The following is a 19,269-nucleotide window of genomic DNA, read 5'->3' as shown; positions in this document are numbered from 1 at the left end:
CCGAGTATTTTTCCGGCAAAACACGGTCACCCGGTCCGCATGATGGAGGTGTCACCCGGACGGGGATGCTAACTTAGGTAAACCTAACCAATGGAGCAGGGAGGCCGACATGGCAGAGCGCCCGGGACGCAGGCCGCGCAAGGCCCATTCCGCCCAGGTCGTTCGCACGCAGCGGCTGACCCCGCACATGCAGCGTGTGGTGCTCGGCGGCGACGGCCTCGCGGACTTCGTGGCGGACACCTGCACCGACCACTATGTGAAGCTCCTGTTCGGCCCCGCGGGCGTGACCTACCCGGAGCCCTTCGACCTGCAGCGCATCCAGGAGGAGTTCCCGCGCGAGCAGTGGCCGGTGACCCGGACGTACACCGTGCGCGACTGGGACCCCGAGACCCATGAGTTCACCCTTGACTTCGTGGTCCACGGCGACGAGGGCCTGGCCGGCCCGTGGGCGCTGCGGGCACAACCGGGCGACGTCGTACGGTTCATGGGCCCCGGCGGCGCCTACGCACCCGACACGGACGCCGACTGGCATCTGCTCGTCGGCGACGAGAGCGCGCTGCCCGCGATCGCCCGCTCCCTGGAGACGCTGCCCAAGGGCGCCAAGGCCGTTGCCTTCGTGGAGGTTTCCGGTCCCGAGGAGGAGCAGAAGATCGACTCCGACGTGGAGATCGTCTGGCTGCACCGCGGGCACCGGCCGATCGGCGACGCCCTGGTCGAGGCCGTGCGGGCGCTGGAGTTCCCCCAGGGCCGGGTGCATGCGTTCGTGCACGGCGAGGCGAGCTTCGTGAAGGAGCTGCGCCGGCTGCTGCGGGTCGAGCGCGAGATCCCGCGCGAGGACTTGTCGATCTCCGGCTACTGGCGCCTGGGCCACAACGAGGACGGCTGGCAGGCCTCCAAGCGGGAGTGGAACGCGCGCATCGAGGCGGAGCAGGAGGGCGGCTCGGCAGCCGCCGCGTGAGACGACGGGAGCGGCGGCACCTTACGGGTGCCGCCGCTTCCGCGTTTTCGCCCACCGCGACGTTCGCCCACACCGAGCGCCGACAGCACGACGTCGGCGCGGCCCGGCCGACAGTGGCGTCAGGAGGCAGGCACGCAAGGACGTGAGCACTTGGGTCCGCACCGGACACGCCGGTGTGACGCCCGCGAAACAGGCGGTCCCTAATTTCTGTCGCCCGACAGGAATACCGTGCCGAAGGCAGGTGCCGCCGTGACGACCACCGACGACCGCTCCCTGGAGGAGTTCGGCTACCGCCAGGAACTGCACCGCAGCCTGGGCCGGTACGCCTCGTTCGCCGCCGGGTTCTCCTTCATCTCCGTACTGACGACCGTCTTCCAGTTCTTCGCCTTCGGGTACTCCTTCGGCGGACCGGTCTTCTTCTGGGCCTGGCCTGCCGTGCTGATCGGCCAGTTGACGGTCGCGGCCTGCTTCGCGGAGCTGGCAGCGCGCTATCCGATCTCGGGCGCGATCTACCAGTGGTCCTCGCGTCTGTCGAACGCCTCCTTCGGCTGGTTCGCCGGCTGGATCATGGTGATCGGGCAGATCGTGGTGGTGGCCGCGGCCGCGCTGGCGCTGCAGATGGTGCTTCCCGCGCTCTGGTCCGGCTTCCAGCTGGTGGGCGAGGACCCGGCGCCCACATCGCCCGACGGGGCGGCCAACGCCGCCGTCCTCGGAGTGATCCTGCTGGCCCTGACGACGCTGGTGAACCTCGTGGACAACCGCGTGATGTCCTTGATCAACCGGGTCGGCGTCACCGCCGAGATCACCGGCGCGGTCCTCATCGTCGTACTCCTGCTCACCCACTCGAAGCGCTCTCCCGGCATCACCTTCCACACCGGGACCGCGGCCGAGAGCGGCCTGTTCGGCGCCCTGCTGGTGGGCTCGTTCACCGCGGCGTACGTGATGATCGGCTTCGACAGCGCCGGTGAGATGAGCGAGGAGACCCGCCATCCGCGCCGCACCGCGCCCCGCACCATCCTCACCGCGCTGGGCGCGGCGGGTCTGCTCGGCGGACTCGTGGTGCTCGGCGGGCTGCTCGCCGCGCCCAGCCTCGGCGACGGGCAGCTGGCGGTCAACGGGCTCAGTTACGTCCTGACGAGCAGCCTCGGGGACGGAGTGGGCCGGGTGCTGCTCGCCGACGTGGTGGTGGCGATCGCCGTGGCGACGCTGGCGATCCAGACGGCGGCCTGCCGGATGCTGTTCTCCATGGCCCGTGACGGCCAACTCCCCTTCGCCCGCCGCCTGGCCAGGGTCGACCCGCGCACCGGCATGCCCAGCGCCCCGGCCGTGGTCGTCGGCGTCCTGGCGGCGGCGCTGCTGCTGCTCGACTTCGCCTCGCCGGACGCCTTCCTGGCCATCGGCACCACCTGCATCGTGATGCTGTACCTCGCCTACGCGATGGTCACCGGCCCCCTGCTGGTCCGCCGGCTGCGCGGTCGGTTCACCGTCGCCGGCACCGACGAGACGGGCGCCCCCTTGTTCTCCCTCGGCCGCTGGGGCGTCCCGGTCAACGCACTCGCCGTCCTCTACGGCCTGGCCATGACCGTCAACCTCGCGTGGCCGCGGGCAGCGGTGTACGACCCGACGGGCGGACACTGGTACTTCCGCTGGTTCACGGTGCTGTTCCTCGGCGCGACGGTCGTGCTGGGGGCCGCCTACCGCGTCCGCCGAGCGCGCACGGTCGTGATCGAGCCGGAGGCGGCCGAGCCGGTACCCGCGTAACGCCTACGCTTGGCACCGATGAGACGCAAGACCCGCACCCCGCCCTCCCCCCTGCCCCAGCGCGAGGGGGTGGACCCGGTGCGGGTGCGGCTGCCCATGGCCGGGTCCTGGGCCACGGTGGGCGAGCATCTGGTGGAGCGGTTGTCGGGGGCCGGGCCCGGGGTGGTCGAGGCGATGCTGGACGCGGGGCGGATCGTCGGGGCCGACGGGCTGGCGGTGGCGGCCGACGCTCCGTATGTGCCGGGGATGTTCGTGTGGTTCCACCGGGAGCTCGCCGCCGAGGTGCCGGTGCCGTTCCCGCTGACGGTGGTGTACCGCGACGCGCATGTCGTCGTGGCCGACAAGCCGCACTTCCTCGCCACCACACCGCGCGGCAGCCATGTCACCGAGACCGCGCTGGCCCGGCTGCGGCGGGAGCTGGACCTTCCGCAGCTCTCCGCGGCGCACCGGCTGGACCGGCTCACGGCCGGGCTGGTGCTGTTCACGGTGCGGCCGACGGAGCGCGGCGCGTACCAGACGCTGTTCCGCGACCGGCTGGTGCGCAAGGAGTACGAGGCCGTCGCCCCGTACGACCCGGCGCTCGCCCTGCCCCGCACCGTGCGCAGCCGGATCGTGAAGGAGCGCGGGGTCATGGCCGCGCGGGAGGTCGAGGGCGACCCCAACGCGGTGACACGGGTCGAGCTGATCGAGCACCGGGCGGGCGACGGCCTGGGCCACTACAGGCTGACCCCCGACACCGGGCAGACCCATCAACTGCGGGTGCACATGAACACCCTGGGCGTGCCCATCCTCGGCGATCCCCTGTATCCGGAGGTGACCGCCCCCGTGCCGGCCGGTGACTTCCGGCGTCCGCTCCAACTGCTGGCGCGAAAGCTGGAGTTCACCGATCCGGTCACGGGCGCGGAGCACCGGTTCACCAGCGGGCGCGTGCTGGAGGCCTGGTCCTCCTATGGGCGGTGGGCCGATCAGTGACCCCGCCACCACCGCTTGACACGCTGCCAGACACCACGCTGCCGCGGGCGGGGCGGGGCCGGGCCGGACACCGTCGATCCGGGCGGAGGCAACCGGCCCCGTGCGGCCCGTGACCTTCGGCGTCCGCCCCGACTGCTGGTGTGAGAGCCGGAGTTCACCGACCAGGTCACGGGCGCGGAGCACCGGTTCACCAGCGGGCGGGTGCTGGAGGCCTGGTCCTCCTATGGGCGGTGGGCCGGTCAGTGACCGCGCCACCACCGCTTGACTCGCTGCCAGACACCGCGCGGACGAGCCGGTGGCGCGGGAGGGGTCGGAGTCGGAGTCGGGCTCGGGGGTGTCGGCCAGGGCTCGGTGGCGGGTGCCGGCTGTGGGCGGGCGGTGCTGACCTGCCAGTTGGGGCGCTGGGGCGGGACGGGGGCGGGGCTGGGCTTGAGCATGACGTCCTGCTGGGGCTTCGGTTCGAACCGCACGGGCAGCTCCACCAGATGCCGTGAGGAGATGGACGCGCGCCAGCGCAACTCGTCCTCCTCGCAGTCCAGTTGGATGTCGGAGAGTCGCGTCAGCAGCGCGTCGACGCCGACGTCGGCGATGGCGCGGCCGATGTCCTGGCCGGGGCACTCGTGCGGGCCGCCGCCGAAGGCGAGATGGGAGCGGTTGCCCTGCATATTGGCCGACAGGTCGGGCCGTACCCGGGGGTCGATGTTGCCCGGAGCCGGGGCGAACAGCAGACCGTCGCCCCTGCTGATGTGCCGACCGCCCAGCTCGGTGTCCTGCTTGGCGAAGTAGCCGAGGACGGCGCTGAACGGCGGCTCGTCCCACAGGGACTGCTCGACCGCCTCCGGCACCGTCATCTGGCCGCCGTTGAGCTGGGCGCGGAAGCCGGGCTCGGTCAGGACCATGCGCAGCGCGTTGGCGAGGAGGTTGGTGGTGGCCTCGTAGGCGGCGATGAGCACGACTCTGAGGTGCTGGCCGATCTCGTCGTCGGACAGCCGCGTCGGGTGGTTGATGAGGTGGCTGGTGAAGTCCTCCTCGGGCCGGGCGCGGCGGCGTGCGGTGAGCCGCATCAGGCAGCCCATGATGTACTCGTTGCTGGCGATCGCGGTCTCGGTGCCCTTGAGCATGTCGCGGGCGGCCTGCACGATCCGGTCGTTGTACTCCTCCGGCATGCCGAGGATCTCGCACATCACCGCCATCGGCAGGTGCTCGGCGAACTGGGAGACCAGGTCGGCCCGGCCCTTCTCGCAGAACTCGTTGACCAGGCGCTGGGTGTAGCGGCCGATGTGGCGGCGGATGGAACGGTGGTCGATGGTCGACATGGCGCCGGTGACCGCCGCACGCAGCCGCTGGTGCTCGTCGCCCTCGGCGTGGGAGCAGATGGGCTGCCAGGCGATGTGCGGCATGAGCGGATGGTCGGGCTTGACCATGCCTTGCAGGAGCGGGTTCCAGATGCGGCTGTCCCGGGTGTACTGCGAGGGGGTACGGACCAGGTGCAGGTTCTCGGTGTGCCCGAGGACCACCCAGATCGGCACGTCGTCGTGGAGCAGCGCCGGCGCCACGGGCCCGTACTGGTCGCGCAGTTTCTCGTACAGATCGCCCAGGTCGTCCGCCTCCGGGCCGTACAGCCGATGCAGTCCCCCGGGTCCGAGGCCGTGTGCCGGGCAGCCGGGCGGCGGGCCGGACATGGGGTCGTCCGTGCCGGTCGGGGAGTGGGATTCAGGCGTCACAGTGGTCGCTCCGAAGCTGAGGTGGATCCGGGGTGAGGGGAGGTGGGGGGTCAGCTGAGCACGCCGGCCATGGCGAGCGAGTGCAGGAAGTGCATCAGGGTCATCAGGACGTCGCGGCTGGAGGCCCGGCGGCGCGCGTCGCACTCCACGATGGGGATGTCGGGAGCGAGGTCGAGTGCCGTGCGCAGTTCCTCGACGGGGTAACGGGGCGCGTCCGGGAAGGAGTTGACGGCCACGATGAAGGGCACGCCGCGCTCCTCCAGACGCCCTATGACGTCGAAGCTGACCTCGAGGCGGCGGGTGTCGGCCAGGACGACCGCGCCGAGAGCCCCTTCGAACAGCCCGTTCCACAGAAACCAGAAGCGCTCCTGGCCGGGGGTACCGAAGAGATAGAGCACCAGTCTCTCGGTGATGCTGATGCGGCCGAAGTCCATGGCGACGGTGGTGGCCGTCTTCGTGTCGGAGCCGTAGTTGTCGTCGACGCCGACACCGGCCTGGGTCATGGTCTCCTCGGTGGTCAGCGGCCTGATCTCGCTGACCGAGCCGACCATGGTGGTCTTGCCGACCCCGAAGCCGCCCACGATGACGATCTTCACCGCGGCCTGGGCCGTGTGCGGCAGATGGTCCTCCGTGCGTGGACCGGGGACGGTGTCAGAGCTTTTGAAGTCCATGCATCACCGCTTCGAGGATGGAACGGTCGGGGAGCGCCTGACGGACGATCGGGGCGCGCGCCTGCACCAGTTCGGCCGTGATCAGCTCGGTGATCAGCACCGTCATCGCGCTGAACGGCAGGTTGAGATAGGCCGAGAGTTCGGCCACGGACAGGGGGGACGTACAGAGCCGAAGCAGCGCGGCCTGCTCCGGTGCGACGGACGGCGGTGGATCGGCGCGCGCCACGATCAGCGTCACGAGGTCGAGTTCGGCCCGCCCGCCGTCGGTGCCGCCGGCGATGACATACAGCCGCTCGGGGTTCTTCTTCTCCCCCTCCTGGTCCCCGGTGGCGGGAAGCACCAGGGGTGGCGGCGGGGGCGGTTCCTGCCTGGGGTGTCGCCGCTTGCGTTGCGGAGGAGTCATACGGTCTGCCCGTTCCGCCGGGGCGGACTGGTGAGATGGGCGCCGATACGGACGACGAGGTCGCGCATCCGGCCGCTCATCCGGCCGGGCTCGCAGACCACGTCGGCGAGGACGGCGAGATAGGCGTTGGCGCCGGCCGACATGAGGTAGAAGTAGCCGGCGTCGATCTCGATGACGACCAGCTTCATGTCGCCGCTGCTGCCGGGGAGTTCCTGGGCGACGGCACCCGCGAGGCTCTGCACGCCCGCGCAGGCCGCGGCGAGGCGGTCGGCGGCGTCGGGGTCACCGCCGTGGCGGGCGATGCGCAGCCCGTCGGACGACAGCACCACGATCATCTCGATGCCCGGCACGCCGTCGGCGAGATCCTTGAGCATCCAATCGAAGTTCGCTCGCTGCTGGATCACTTGAGGTCCCCCTCGTCGTCGGCCTCGCTGGGGGCCGGCTTCTCGATCAGGTGCATGTATGCGGTGGGATTGCGCGTGAAGTCGGTCGGGTGCACGCCCGGGTTGCCCTCCTTGAGGCCCTCCCAGAACGCCTCGACCCACATGCCGGGCTCGCGGTTGCGCAGCTTTTCGCGCTCGGGGTCGACCTCGGGCTCGGGTTCGGGCTTGGGCTGCGACCAGATGGTCGGCTTTCCCTCGCGTTCGGCCTTTTCGATGGCGGCCTGTTCGGCGAATCGCTGGGCCAGCGGGATCTTCACCTTGCTCCGGCGCTGTGGCAGGCCGCCCTCCGTCCACTCGGTGACGACGGGGACGTCGTCCTCCATGGAGATCCCGGCGGGGATGCGCGGACTGGTGGGGCGGCGCTTCTTGGGCGGGCGCTTGGGGCCTTCCAGGGCGCCCAGTTCGGCCTTGGGCACGGCGGTGGCGCCGATGCCGTGCGCGAGTCCGGGGGCGGGTTCGGTGGTCATCATGTTGCTGGGCACGATGAGGACGGCGCGGACACCGCCGTACGCCGAGGAGCGCAGCGAGACCTGCATGTTGTACGCCGAGCAGAGCCGGCCCACGACGGCGAGGCCGAGGCGGGGGCTCTCGCCGAGGTCGTCGAGGTCGACCCCGGCCATGGCACGCTCCAGCATGTTCTCGACCCGGGCGCGGGACTCCTCGCTGAGGCTGACGCCGCCGTCCTCGATCTCGATGGCCACACCGGTCTGCACCTCGGTGGCGGTGACGTGCACCTTGGTCTGCGGCGGCGAGTAGCGGGTGGCGTTGTCGAGCAGCTCGGCGGCGGCGTGGATGACCGGCTCGACGCAGGTGCCCTTGATGTTGACCTTGGCGATGGAGGCCAGGTCGATGCGCCGGTACTCCAGGATCCGGGACATGGCGCCGCGCAGCACGCTGTACAGGGCCACGGGGTTGGGCCACTGACGGCCGGGGCGGCCGCCGCCGAGGACGGAGATGGAGTCGGCGAGGCGGCCGATCAGCGCGGTGCCGTGGTCCAGGCGCAGCAGGTCGTCGAAGACCTCGGGGTTGCGGCCGTGGTCCTCCTCCATCTCCCGGAGTTCATTGGCCTGTTGGTGGACGATGGCCTGGACGCGCTGGGCGATGTTGACGAAGGAGCGCTGCGCGGCGTCGCGCATGGAGATCTCGTCGTCCACGCCCTTGAGCACGGTGCGCAGCAGGCGGCGCCGCGAGTCGGGGACCTGCCGCAGTTCGGGGTCGGCGTCGAGGACCGCGAGAATCGCCTCTCGGGGGGATTCTCCGGCGCGCACCCGGTAGAGCGCGGTCGGCACGATGTCCTTGCTGAACCGGACCCACTCCTCGTCGTGGGCGGCGATGCGCCGCTCCAGATACGCGGTGTGACGGGCGTGCTCGGCCCGCAGGCGCTTCAGGTTCCGTCCGCGTCGTACCGCTTCTGCCGCCGTCGCGGTCACCAGCACCGTGGCGACGGCTCCGCACCAGCCGACGGCGGCCCGGGCCGGCCCCGCCACGAGGGCGACGGCGGCCCCGGTCGCCGCGGCCATCACTATGGCCGGCAGCAACAGCACACGCGCAAGGGGAAGTTCACGGCCACCGGGAGGCGATTGCACACTCACCATGTATGCCCTCTGAGACGAATCGGCTGGGTGTCGGGGGAGCTCGCAGGGGGAAGAGTCCTGGGGGTACTCGGGACCTTCGTCACCCTTGGGAACAAGCGCACGAATTCACCTCAACTCGGTGCGCCGCGGGCGAGCCTAGTCCGACCGGATCATCGCCGTGTCATATTCAGCAAGCACCTGAAATCGCCTGTGCGACAGGAGTACGCTCGGCTCTTTTATACGCTCGGATTGCACTCGCACACGGCGCGTGACGGCATGCGGGCGTACGACGACAACTCATCGTGACGAGTGAGCGGCTCGCGAAGAGGGGGATCAGACGCCGACGATGCGCAGGGCCGCGTCGGCGGTGGCACGGGCGAACTCGGAGACGGGCCGCTCCGGATCCGATCGGTGCACGAGGATGACGCCCTCGATCAACCCGAAGACCAGATCCGTGCGCAGGTCCAGCTCACTCTTGGCCAGCGCTCCCCCGGCGCGGGTCGCGGCGAGCAACTGCCGGTAGGCGTCCTTCAGTTCGGCGCGCACGGCGTGGAAACCGGCGAAGCGCTCGGTGCGCACCTCTGGAAGGAGGTACAGCCCGCCGAGGTTGTGCGGCCCGCCGCACAGCAGCTGCACGTCCGTCCGGCACAGCTCCCACAGCCGGTCCTCGGCGGGGCTGCCGTCATCCGCGAGCAGCTGACGGGCGCGGGTCAGCGAGGGGGTGACGGTGGACTCCAGCAGCTCGGCGAGCAGTTCCTCCTTGCCGGAGACGTAGTGGTACATCGACGCCTGCCGCATACCCGCGCGCTCCGCGACGGCCCGGGTCGTCGTGGCGGCATACCCCTGGCTGGTGAACAACTCGGCAGCGGCGACGAGCAGTTCGGCACGCGGCTCCATCCCCCGGTCCGGCCGCTGCGCAACCCGCGGCCGCCCGACCCGACGACCACCGCTCGTTCCCATGCGTTCGATCCTCGCACACGGCGGCGCCGGTGGATCTCCGACGGGGGCGGCGCCGCGCACCAGGCCCTTTGGTGAGGCCTCGGTAACCGCGCGGCAACGCGTCGGCAACGCCCGTGACCCGGCCCGCTCCTAATTTCTGTCGCACGACAGAAATGACAACGGAGCCGGAGGTCCCGCCATGGCGACAGCGACCACTTACGGAGCCCGGGCCCATGCCCGTGCCCAGGAGGGCACCCGTACCGAGGCCATGCCCGTGGTACCGGCGCGGGAGTGGCCCGCGCCGCCCTGCGCGGCCGGCCACCTGGTGTGGGCGGAGACGGTGGCGGGCGGCAACTACACACACCGCGTCCTGGCCCGCGGCACCGAACTGCGCCTGACCGACCTGCGCGGCGACGCCTGCGCCCATCTGCTGCTGTACGTCGCCGACCGCCCCTGGGAGCGGCTGAACGTGGCCGACACCGTGAAGGTCCAGTGGAACGCCTACCTGGGAGAGGGGCGGCTCCTGCTCTCCGACCAGGGACGGGTGCTCGCGTCGGTCGTCGCGGACACCTCCGGACGGCACGACGCGCTCTGCGGCACCTCCACCCTCGTACGCAACACCGAACGCTACGGCGACGGCAGCCCGCACTCGCCCTCCCCCGCCGGCCGCGAGCTGTTCAAGCTGGCCGCCGCCAAGAACGGACTGGAGCCGCGCGATGTGCCACCGTCGCTCTCGTTCTTCCAGGGCGTCGAGGTGCGCGACGACGGCGCCCTGGACTTCACCGGCTCGGCCGGCCCCGGCGGCAGCGTCACGCTCCGCGCCGAGCAGGACCTGACCGTACTGATCGCGAACGTTCCGCACCCGGCCGATCCCCGCCCCGGCTACCTCAGCACCCCGCTGGAGGTCCTGGCCTGGCGCGGGTCGCCCACCGCGCCGGGCGACCCGCTGTGGGAGGCCTCCCCCGAGAGCCGGCGTGCCTTCCTGAACACCGCCGAACTCCTTGCCGCGAGGGGGCTCGCATGACCAGGACCGTCGTTCCCGCACGCGCCGCCTGGTCGTCCGTCGTCCGCGCCGGCGAGACACTGACCATCACCGACCTGCACGGCAACCAGGCCGTCGACTTCCTCGTGTACGACGCCCACGACACCTCCGTCCGCTACAGCGCGCCCGACACGATGCACGCCCAGGGCAACATCTTCCTGACCACCGGCAGCGTGCTGCTCTCCAACGAGCACACCCCGCTGATGACCGTCGTCGACGACGAGGTCGGCCGCCACGACACCGTCGGCGGCGCCTGCTCCAAGGAGTCGAACACCCTCCGCTACGGCCACCACACCTGGTCGCAGCACGCGTGCGTGGACAACTTCCTCGCCGAGGGCGCCCGGTACGGCCTCGGCAAGCGCGACCTCGTCTCCAACGTCAACTGGTACATGAACGTGCCCGTCGAGAAGGACGGCACGCTGGGCATCGTCGACGGCATCTCCGCCCCGGGCCTCGCCCTCACCCTGCGCGCCGAGCGCGATGTGCTCGTCCTCGTCTCCAACTGCCCGCAGATCAACAACCCTTGCAACGGCTTCGAGCCGACGGCGGTGCGGATGACCATCACCGAGGCGGGCGGCGCATGACCTTCGACACCCTCCTCGTCGCCAACCGGGGCGAGATCGCCGTCCGCATCATCCGCACCGCCCGCGAACTGGGCCTTCGCACCGTCGCCGTCCACTCCGACCCCGACCGCTCGGCGCCCCACGTACGGCTCGCCGACGAGGCGTTGCGCCTCGGCCCGGCACCCGCGAAGGAGTCGTACCTCGACCCGGATCTGATCCTGAGGGCGGCCAAGGACACCGGCGCGGGCGCGATCCACCCCGGCTACGGCTTCCTGTCCGAGGACGCGGCCTTCGCACGGCGCTGCGAGGACGCAGGCATCGTGTTCGTGGGGCCGACGCCGGAGCAGTTGGAACTGTTCGGCGCCAAGCACACGGCACGGGCGGCGGCCGAGGCGGCCGGGGTGCCACTGGCGTCGGGGACCGGACTGCTGGGCTCGCTCACGGAGGCCCTCGACGCGGCCGCGCGCATCGGCTACCCCGTGATGCTCAAGGCCACCGGCGGTGGCGGCGGCATCGGCATGTCGGCATGTCGCTCCGCCGATGAACTGACCGGGGCCTGGGCGCAGGTGCAGCGCGTCGCCGCGGCCTCCTTCTCCTCCGCGGGCGTCTTCCTGGAACGGCTCGTGGAGCACGCTCGCCATGTCGAGGTGCAGGTCTTCGGCGACGGCGCCGGCCGGGTCGTCACCTTCGGCGACCGGGACTGTTCGCTGCAGCGCCGCAACCAGAAGGTGCTGGAGGAGGCCCCCGCACCGGGCCTGCCCACGCATATCCGCGCCCGACTCGGCGCAGCGGCACGGGAGTTGTGCGCGTCGGTCGGCTACCGGTCCGCGGGCACGGTGGAGTTCGTGTACGACGCGGCCCGCGCGGAGGCCTACTTCCTCGAGGTCAACACCCGTCTCCAGGTGGAGCATCCGGTCACCGAGGAGATCTACGGCGTCGACCTGGTCGCCTGGATGCTGCGCCTCGCGCGCGGCGAGAAGGACGTCGTCCGCGACCCCGGCCCGCCGCGCGGCCACGCCGTCGAGGCCCGTCTGTACGCCGAGGACCCCTCCCGTGGACACCGGCCCAGCGCGGGCCTGTTGACACGGGTCGAGTTCCCGGGCGGAGTGCGCGTCGATGGTTGGGTGGAAACGGGCACCGAGGTGACGACGTCGTACGACCCGATGCTCGCCAAGGTGATCGCCCGTGGCCCCGACCGCGAGCACGCGCTGCGCCGCCTCGACGAGGCCCTGGCCCGCACCCGCGTCGACGGCATCGAGACCAACCTGGGCCTGGTGCGGGCGGCGCTCGCCGAGCCGGATTTCCGGGCCGCCGCGCACTCCACGGCGACCCTGGCCGCCGTCACCGACCCGACCCCGCGCATCGAGGTGGCCTCGGGCGGCACGCTCACCACGGTCCAGGACTGGCCGGGCCGCACCGGCCACTGGCAGGTCGGCGTACCCCCGTGCGGCCCGATGGACGACCTGTCCTTCCGGCTCGGTAATCGCGCCCTGGGCAACCCGGAGGGCGCCCCCGGTCTCGAGTGCACGCTCCAGGGCCCGTCGCTGAGGTTCACGCACCCCACGACCGTGTGCGTCACCGGCGCTCCGGCCCCGGTCACCGTCGACGGCGCTCCCGTCGCCCAGTGGGAGCCGGTGACCGTGCCGGCCGGCGCGGTGCTGGAGATCGGCGCACCCGAGGAACACGGCCTGCGGACGTACGTGCTCTTCGCGGGCGACGGCCTGGACGTGCCGGCGTTCCTGGGCAGCGCGAGCACCTTCACACTGGGCCGGTTCGGCGGACACGGCGGCCGGGCCCTGCGCACCGGCGACGTCCTGCACGGCGGGACCGTCACCGCGGGGACACCGGTACCACCCGCGGACCGCCCGGACTTCACCGCCGTATGGCACATCGGGGCCGTCGAAGGCCCGCATGCCGCACCCGAGTTCTTCACCGAGGACGACATCCGCACCTTCTACGCGGCCGACTGGAAGGTCCACTTCAACTCGGCGCGCACCGGCGTCCGTCTGATCGGTCCCAAGCCGCACTGGGCCCGCACCGACGGCGGCGAGGCGGGCCTGCACCCGTCCAACATCCACGACACCCCGTACTCGGTCGGCGCCGTCGACTACACCGGCGACATGCCGGTGCTGCTCGGCCCGGACGGCCCCTCACTGGGCGGCTTCGTGTGCCCGGCTACCGTCCTGAGCACGGAGCGCTGGAAACTGGGACAGCTGCGGCCGGGCGACACGGTGCGGTTCGTACCGGTGGACGTGACGGGGACACCCAGGCCGGAGATCGTCGACGGGGGCGTGCTGGCGCGGGACGGGGACGTGACGTACCGCCGCAGCGGCGATGACAACCTGCTGGTCGAGTTCGGCCCGATGCAGCTCGACCTGGGGCTGCGGATGCGGGTGCACGCACTGATGGAGGCGGTGACGGCGGCCGGCCCGGACGGGGTCACGGACCTCACTCCGGGCATCCGCTCGCTCCAGATCCGGACGGACCCGCACATCCTGCCCCAGCACCGGCTCCTCGCGGCCGTACGGCGGATCACGGCGGCGCTCCCGCCCACGGACGAGCTCGTCGTCCCCTCCAGGACGGTGCACCTCCCGCTGTCCTGGGACGATCCGGCGACCCGTGAGGCGATCACCCGCTACATGGCGGGCGTCCGCGACGACGCTCCGTGGTGCCCCTGGAACATCGAGTTCATCCGCCGGATCAACGGTCTGGAGTCGGCCGAGGACGTGTACCGGACGGTCTTCGACGCGGAGTACCTGGTCCTGGGCCTGGGCGACGTGTATCTGGGCGCCCCCGTCGCCACCCCCCTGGACCCGCGCCACCGCCTGGTGACCACCAAGTACAACCCGGCACGCACCTGGACCGCCGAGAACTCCGTCGGCATCGGCGGTGCGTATCTGTGCATCTACGGCATGGAGGGACCCGGTGGCTACCAGTTCGTGGGCCGCACGACCCAGGTGTGGTCGGCGTGGCAGCAGCGCGGCGCCTTCGAAGCGGGCTCGCCCTGGCTGCTCCGGTTCTTCGACCGCATCAAGTGGTATCCGGTGGAGGCGGACGAACTGCTGGAGCTACGGGCCGACATCACGTCGGGCCGGTTCGTGCCGCGTATCGAGGAGGGGACCTTCTCGCTCGCCGCGTACCGGTCCTTCCTCGCCGAACACGCCGATTCCATCGCGGAATTCCGGTCCGGGCAGCGGGCCGCGTTCGCGGCGGAGCGGGACGCCTGGGAGGCGGCGGGCGAGTTCGCGCGGGCGGAGGCGGCGGCCGCGCCGGTGGCGGCTGCGGCCGAGGTGACGGTACCGGAGGGCGGCCGGCTGGTGGAGGCGGAGTTCGCCGCGTCGGTGTGGCAGGTGAACGTGTCCCCGGGCGACCCGGTGACCGTGGGCCGGCCGCTCCTGGCCCTGGAGGCGATGAAGATGGAGTCCTGGGTCCATGCGCCGGCCGACGGCGTGGTCGCCGAAATCCTGGCCGGTCCGGGCGACCAGGTCGAGGCGGGCACCGCCCTGGTCGTCCTGGGACCGCCCCCGGTCCACCCCGCGACGGGCGGGCGCACACTGAAAGTCGAGGAGCACGCATGACCACCACCGTGTCCCGGGTGCGCGCCGCGTACGCCCGGATCGAGGCCATGGACCGCCCCGAGATCTGGATCGACCTGTGTCCGCGCGAGGAGGTCGAGGCTCAGGCGCGGGAGCTCGACGCGCGCGCGGCCGCCGGTGAGCGCCTCCCGCTCGCCGGGCGCCTGTTCGCCGCCAAGGGCAACATCGACGTGCGCGGGCTGCCCACGACGGCGGGCTGCCCGTCGTACGCCTACGAGCCCGCGACCGACGCGCCGGTCGTCGCCCGGCTGCGCGCCGCCGGTGCGATCGTCCTCGGCACGACCAATCTCGACCAGTTCGCGACGGGCCTGGTCGGTACCCGCTCCCCCTACGGCGCGGTCCCCAGCGCCCTCGACCCGACGAGGGTCGCCGGCGGCTCCAGCTCCGGCTCGGCGGTCGCGGTCGCCCTCGGCATCGTCGACTTCGCGCTGGGCACCGACACCGCCGGGTCGGGCCGGGTCCCGGCCGCGTTCAACGGCATCGTGGGCCTCAAGCCGACCCGGGGCCTGGTCCCGGCAGCGGGTGTGGTCCCGGCCTGCGCGTCCCTCGACTGCGTGACGGTGTTCGCGCGCACGCTGCCGGAGGCCGAGCAGGCGCTGGCCGTCATGGCGTCCCCGCCCGGCCGCGAGCTTCCGGCACTTCCCCCGCGAGCGCCCGGCCCCTGGCGCGTCGCGGTCGTCCCACGCGAGCGGCTCGGCGAGCTGGACGAGGGCTGGGCGGAGGCCTACGAGGCGGCGGTGGCGCGGCTGGCCGACGCGGGCGCCTCGGTGCGCGAGATCGACCCGGCCCCCTTCACCGAGGCGGCCGCGATGCTCTACGAGGGCGCGTTCGTCGCCGAGCGCTACACCGCCGTGGGGGGCTTTGTCGACAAGTTGATCGCCGAGGGGGGTGAGGGCCTCGACCCCACCGTCGCCGGGATCATCACCCGCGCCCGGGACATCCCGGCCCACCGCCTCTTCGCCGACCAGGCCCGGCTGGCGGCCCTGCGCGTCCGCGCCCTGGCGGAACTGGGCGACGCGGACGCCCTGTTGCTCCCCACCACCCCCGGGCACCCCACCCTGGCCGAGGTGGCCGCCGACCCCCTGGGCGCCAATGCCCGGCTGGGCCGCTTCACCAACTCCACGAACCTCTTCGACCTGGCCGCCGTCGCCGTCCCGGCGGGCGAGGTCGACGGCCTGCCGTTCGGCGTGATGCTGATCGGCCCTGCGTTCACGGACGAGCGGCTGGCCGCGATCGCCCGGTCGCTGGAGCCGGAGGTGAGCCTCGCCGTGGTGGGCGCCCATCTGACGGGGCAGCCGCTGAACCCTCAGCTGCTGTCGCTGGGCGCCCGCCTGGACCGCTCGACCACGACGGCCCCGGTCTACCGCCTGCACGCCCTGCGCACCGACCCGCCCAAGCCGGGCCTGGTCCACGTCGGCGAGGGCGGGGCGGCGATCGAGACGGAGGTGTGGCGGCTACCCGCAAAGGGCCTGGGCCGCCTGTTGGCCATGCTTCCCCGCCCGATGACGCTGGGGCGGGTGGAACTGGCGGACGGCAGCCATGTCCCCGGCTTCCTGTGCGAACCGAGCGCCTTGGGGGACGCCGAGGACATCACGCGATACGGCAGCTGGCGTGAATTCGTGCAACGCGGACCAGGGCAACACCCCTAGGGGCGCGACAAGCAACAACGCACCCGGACCCGCCGACGAACAATCACCCCACCGACGAGTAGGCGACAACCCCCCGCAGCAACTGATCAACCGCCTTGCGCGCGACCTTGGCCACGGTGGAGCCCTCCACGGGAGACGCCGCCGAGATCTGCCCCAGCACATCGATCACCTGCTTGCACCACCGCACGAAGTCGCCCGCCGGCATCTCCGCCTCCCGCAGCACCTCGTCGAGCCCCTTCCCCGAGGCCCACATGTACGCGGCCCAGGCGAAGCCGAGGTCGGGCTCGCGCTGGCCGACGCCCTCGGTCTGGGTGATCCGGAACTCCTCCTCCAGCGCATCGAGCCGGCCCCAGATGCGGACCATCTCGCCGAGCGCGGCCTTCGCCTTGCCCGAGGGCAGCTTCGGCGCCATGGCGTCGTCGCCGACCCGCGCCTCGTACACCAACGCGGAGACACACGCGGCGAGTTCGGCGGGCCCCAGGCCCTCCCACACGCCCTCGCGCAGGCATTCGCTCGCCAGCAGGTCCAGCTCGCCGTACAGCCGGGCGAGCCGCTTGCCGTGCTCGGTGACCTCGTCGCTGCGCAGATAGTCGAGCTCGGTCAGCAGCGCCACGATCCGGTCAAAGGTGCGCGCGATCGTGTTCGTACGGCCCTCGATGCGCCGCTCCAGCTGCGAGGTGTCGCGCAGCAGCCGGTGGTAGCGCTCGGCCCAACGGGCGTGGTCCTCACGGTCGTTGCAGCCATGGCAGGGGTGGGCGCGCAGCGCGGTGCGCAGCCGGGCGATCTCCCGGTCGTCGGCGGCCTGGGAGCGCTTCTTGCGGGCCCGCTCCGGCGGGATGTGCCCGGCCTTGGTGCGCAGCGCGGAGGCGAGGTCCCGGCGGGACTGCGGGGAGCGCGGGTTGAAGGACTTCGGGATCCGCATCCGCTCCAGCGGCTCGACGGGCACCGGGAAGTCCATCGACGCCAGCCGCTTGACCTGCCGCTCTGCGGTCAGGACCAGCGGGCGCGGGCCGTCGTGGTGCTCGAAGCCACGGTGGCCGTTGGAACGCCCCGCGGGCAGGCCGGGGTCCAGCACCAGCGCCAGCCCCGCGTACTTGCCCGTCGGTACGTGGATGACGTCGCCCGGCTTCAGCTTCTCCAGGGCGACGGCCGCCTCGGCGCGCCGCTGGGCCACGCCCTGCCGGGCCAGTTCGGTCTCGCGGTCCTTGAGCTCGCGGCGCAGTCGCGCGTACTCCTCGAAGTCGCCGAGGTGGCAGGTCATGGAGGCCTTGTAGCCCTCCAGGCCCTCCTCGTTGCGCTGCACCTGCCGGGAGATCCCGACGACCGACTTGTCGGCCTGGAACTGTGCGAAGGAGGTCTCCAGCAGCTCGCGCGAGCGGTGCCGGCCGAACTGCTCGACGAGGTTGACCGCCATGTTGTACGACGGCTTGAAGCTGGAGCGCAGCGGGTAGGTGCGCGTACCCGCCAGACCCGCCAGGTGCTCGGGGCTCATGCCGCGCTGCCAGAGCACCACCGCGTGGCCCTCGACGTCGATGCCACGGCGGCCCGCGCGGCCGGTCAGCTGGGTGTACTCACCGGGGGTGATGTCGGCGTGCTGCTCGCCGTTCCACTTGACGAGCTTCTCCAGCACCACCGAACGGGCCGGCATGTTGATGCCGAGGGCGAGGGTCTCGGTCGCGAACACGGCCTTGACCAGTCCGCGCACGAACAGTTCCTCGACGACCTCCTTGAAGGTCGGGAGCATGCCCGCGTGGTGGGCGGCGATACCGCGTTCCAGGCCCTCCAGCCACTCGTAGTAGCCGAGGACGTGCAGATCCTCGGAGGGGATGGAGGCGGTGCGCTCCTCGACGAGGGCGCGGACCTGTTCCCGTGCCTCCTCGTCGTTGAGCCTGAGGCCCGCGTACAGACACTGCTGGACGGCGGCCTCGCAGGCCGCGCGGCTGAAGATGAAGGTGATCGCGGGCAGCAGGCCCTCGGCGTCGAGCCGCTCGATGACCTCGGGCCGGCCCGGCGTCCAGACGCGCGAGCGCTGTCTGCGCTCCCGCTCGCGGTCGGCCTCGCGCATCGCGCGGCCGCGTCTGCGGTCCTGGTAGGAGGGCCGGCTGGCCTCCATGCGGGCCAGCCGGGCGAGGTCGGGATTGACGGCCTTCTTGTGGCCCTCGCCCTCCTCGAACAGGTCGTACATCCGGCGTCCGGCCAGCACATGCTGGAACAGCGGCACCGGCCGGTGCTCGGAGACGATCACCTCGGTGTCGCCACGGACCGTGTCGAGCCAGTCGCCGAACTCCTCGGCGTTGGACACGGTCGCCGACAGGGACACCAGGGTCACCGACTCGGGCAGGTGGATGATCACCTCTTCCCACACCGCGCCCCGGAAGCGGTCGGAGAGGTAGTGCACCTCGTCCATGACCACATATCCGAGGCCGAGGAGGGTCTGGGAACCGGCGTAGAGCATGTTCCGCAGCACCTCGGTGGTCATCACGACCACCGGGGCGTCGGGGTTGACGCTGTTGTCGCCGGTGAGGAGGCCGACCATGCCCGTGCCGTAGCGGCGGCACAGGTCGGCGTACTTCTGGTTCGACAGCGCCTTGATCGGTGTCGTGTAGAAGCACTTCTTGCCCTGCATCAGGGCGAGGTGGACGGCGAACTCGCCCACGATCGTCTTGCCGGAGCCGGTGGGGGCGGCCACCAGCACGCCCTTCCCCGCTTCGAGCGCCTGGCAGGCCTCGATCTGGAAGGGGTCGAGGCCGAAGTCGTACATCTCGCGGAAGGACGCGAGCGCGGTGGCCTGCTCGGCAGCCCGCCTGCGGGCCGCCGCATACCGCTCGGCCGGTGAGAGGTCCTCTGTCATCGTGCTTTCGAGCGTACCGGGCCGCACTGACAACAGGACGATCATTATCCGGAACGAGGGACGAACGACAACAGGAGGTGCCTTTGTCCTCAGGGACGAAGGCACCTCCTGACGGTGTGGCGG

Annotated in this window: 14 protein-coding genes; 7 read left to right on the top strand and 7 right to left on the bottom strand. The window is 71.7% G+C overall.

The window, feature by feature from the left end; genetic code table 11:
* Nucleotides 1–109: 109 nt before the first annotated feature.
* The 3 genes from ACFY1J_RS18820 (at nucleotide 110) to ACFY1J_RS18810 (ending at nucleotide 3,691) form a co-directional block, all read left to right on the top strand.
* Nucleotides 110–958 carry a siderophore-interacting protein gene (locus tag ACFY1J_RS18820; protein ID WP_390710953.1) on the top strand — a complete coding sequence of 283 codons (849 nt, stop codon included), beginning with the start codon at nucleotides 110–112 and terminating at the stop codon, nucleotides 956–958.
* Between the two features lie 249 nt (nucleotides 959–1,207).
* Nucleotides 1,208–2,719, top strand: a complete 1,512-nt coding sequence (locus tag ACFY1J_RS18815; protein ID WP_390710954.1) for an amino acid permease — start codon at nucleotides 1,208–1,210, stop codon at nucleotides 2,717–2,719.
* A gap of 18 nt (nucleotides 2,720–2,737) precedes the next feature.
* On the top strand, nucleotides 2,738–3,691 hold the full coding sequence (locus ACFY1J_RS18810) for an RluA family pseudouridine synthase (protein WP_390731544.1): 954 nt from the start codon (nucleotides 2,738–2,740) through the stop codon (nucleotides 3,689–3,691).
* Between the two features lie 239 nt (nucleotides 3,692–3,930).
* Here the strand turns inward: ACFY1J_RS18810 and ACFY1J_RS18805 are convergent, their stop codons facing one another.
* From ACFY1J_RS18805 to ACFY1J_RS18780, 6 genes are all read right to left on the bottom strand, one after another.
* Complete coding sequence (locus ACFY1J_RS18805; RefSeq protein ID WP_390710956.1) at nucleotides 3,931–5,415, bottom strand: cytochrome P450; 1,485 nt, start codon at nucleotides 5,413–5,415, stop codon at nucleotides 3,931–3,933.
* Nucleotides 5,416–5,465: 50 nt separating this feature from the next.
* Nucleotides 5,466–6,086 (bottom strand): ATP/GTP-binding protein, encoded by a 621-nt coding sequence (locus ACFY1J_RS18800; protein WP_390710957.1) that lies wholly within the window; start codon nucleotides 6,084–6,086, stop codon nucleotides 5,466–5,468.
* On the bottom strand, nucleotides 6,067–6,489 hold the full coding sequence (locus tag ACFY1J_RS18795) for a DUF742 domain-containing protein (protein ID WP_390710958.1): 423 nt from the start codon (nucleotides 6,487–6,489) through the stop codon (nucleotides 6,067–6,069). The genes ACFY1J_RS18800 and ACFY1J_RS18795 overlap by 20 nt, the downstream gene beginning before the upstream one ends.
* Nucleotides 6,486–6,893, bottom strand: coding sequence for a roadblock/LC7 domain-containing protein (locus ACFY1J_RS18790; RefSeq protein ID WP_390710959.1), 408 nt, complete (start codon nucleotides 6,891–6,893; stop codon nucleotides 6,486–6,488). Before ACFY1J_RS18790 ends, ACFY1J_RS18795 begins: the two co-directional genes overlap by 4 nt.
* On the bottom strand, nucleotides 6,890–8,527 hold the full coding sequence (locus tag ACFY1J_RS18785; RefSeq protein WP_390710960.1) for a sensor histidine kinase: 1,638 nt from the start codon (nucleotides 8,525–8,527) through the stop codon (nucleotides 6,890–6,892). The genes ACFY1J_RS18790 and ACFY1J_RS18785 overlap by 4 nt, the downstream gene beginning before the upstream one ends.
* A 312-nt stretch (nucleotides 8,528–8,839) precedes the next feature.
* A complete protein-coding gene (locus ACFY1J_RS18780; protein WP_390710961.1) occupies nucleotides 8,840–9,466 on the bottom strand; it encodes a TetR/AcrR family transcriptional regulator in 627 nt (208 codons plus the stop codon).
* Between the two features lie 178 nt (nucleotides 9,467–9,644).
* Between ACFY1J_RS18780 and ACFY1J_RS18775 the strand changes: the two genes are divergently transcribed.
* Genes ACFY1J_RS18775 through atzF form a run of 4 tightly spaced genes read left to right on the top strand, consistent with a single transcriptional unit; the run spans nucleotide 9,645 to nucleotide 16,295 of the window.
* Complete coding sequence (locus ACFY1J_RS18775; protein ID WP_390710962.1) at nucleotides 9,645–10,469, top strand: urea amidolyase associated protein UAAP1; 825 nt, start codon at nucleotides 9,645–9,647, stop codon at nucleotides 10,467–10,469.
* Nucleotides 10,466–11,071, top strand: coding sequence for an urea amidolyase associated protein UAAP2 (locus ACFY1J_RS18770; RefSeq protein ID WP_390710963.1), 606 nt, complete (start codon nucleotides 10,466–10,468; stop codon nucleotides 11,069–11,071). Before ACFY1J_RS18775 ends, ACFY1J_RS18770 begins: the two co-directional genes overlap by 4 nt.
* Nucleotides 11,068–14,628 (top strand): 5-oxoprolinase/urea amidolyase family protein, encoded by a 3,561-nt coding sequence (locus tag ACFY1J_RS18765; RefSeq protein WP_390731543.1) that lies wholly within the window; start codon nucleotides 11,068–11,070, stop codon nucleotides 14,626–14,628. The genes ACFY1J_RS18770 and ACFY1J_RS18765 overlap by 4 nt, the downstream gene beginning before the upstream one ends.
* Complete coding sequence (gene atzF / locus ACFY1J_RS18760) at nucleotides 14,625–16,295, top strand: allophanate hydrolase (protein ID WP_390710965.1); 1,671 nt, start codon at nucleotides 14,625–14,627, stop codon at nucleotides 16,293–16,295. The genes ACFY1J_RS18765 and atzF overlap by 4 nt, the downstream gene beginning before the upstream one ends.
* 43 nt (nucleotides 16,296–16,338) lie before the next feature.
* Here the strand turns inward: atzF and ACFY1J_RS18755 are convergent, their stop codons facing one another.
* The gene (locus ACFY1J_RS18755) at nucleotides 16,339–19,191 is read right to left on the bottom strand and encodes a DEAD/DEAH box helicase (protein ID WP_390710966.1); all 2,853 of its coding nucleotides are present in this window, start codon (nucleotides 19,189–19,191) and stop codon (nucleotides 16,339–16,341) included.
* Between the last annotated feature and the right edge of the window lie 78 nt (nucleotides 19,192–19,269).

The organism is Streptomyces sp. NPDC001406, assembly GCF_042895285.1.
Lineage (GTDB): Bacteria > Actinomycetota > Actinomycetes > Streptomycetales > Streptomycetaceae > Streptomyces.
The sequence above is the reverse complement of the archived record's forward strand: the minus strand, read 5'-3'. Positions and strand labels throughout refer to the sequence as shown.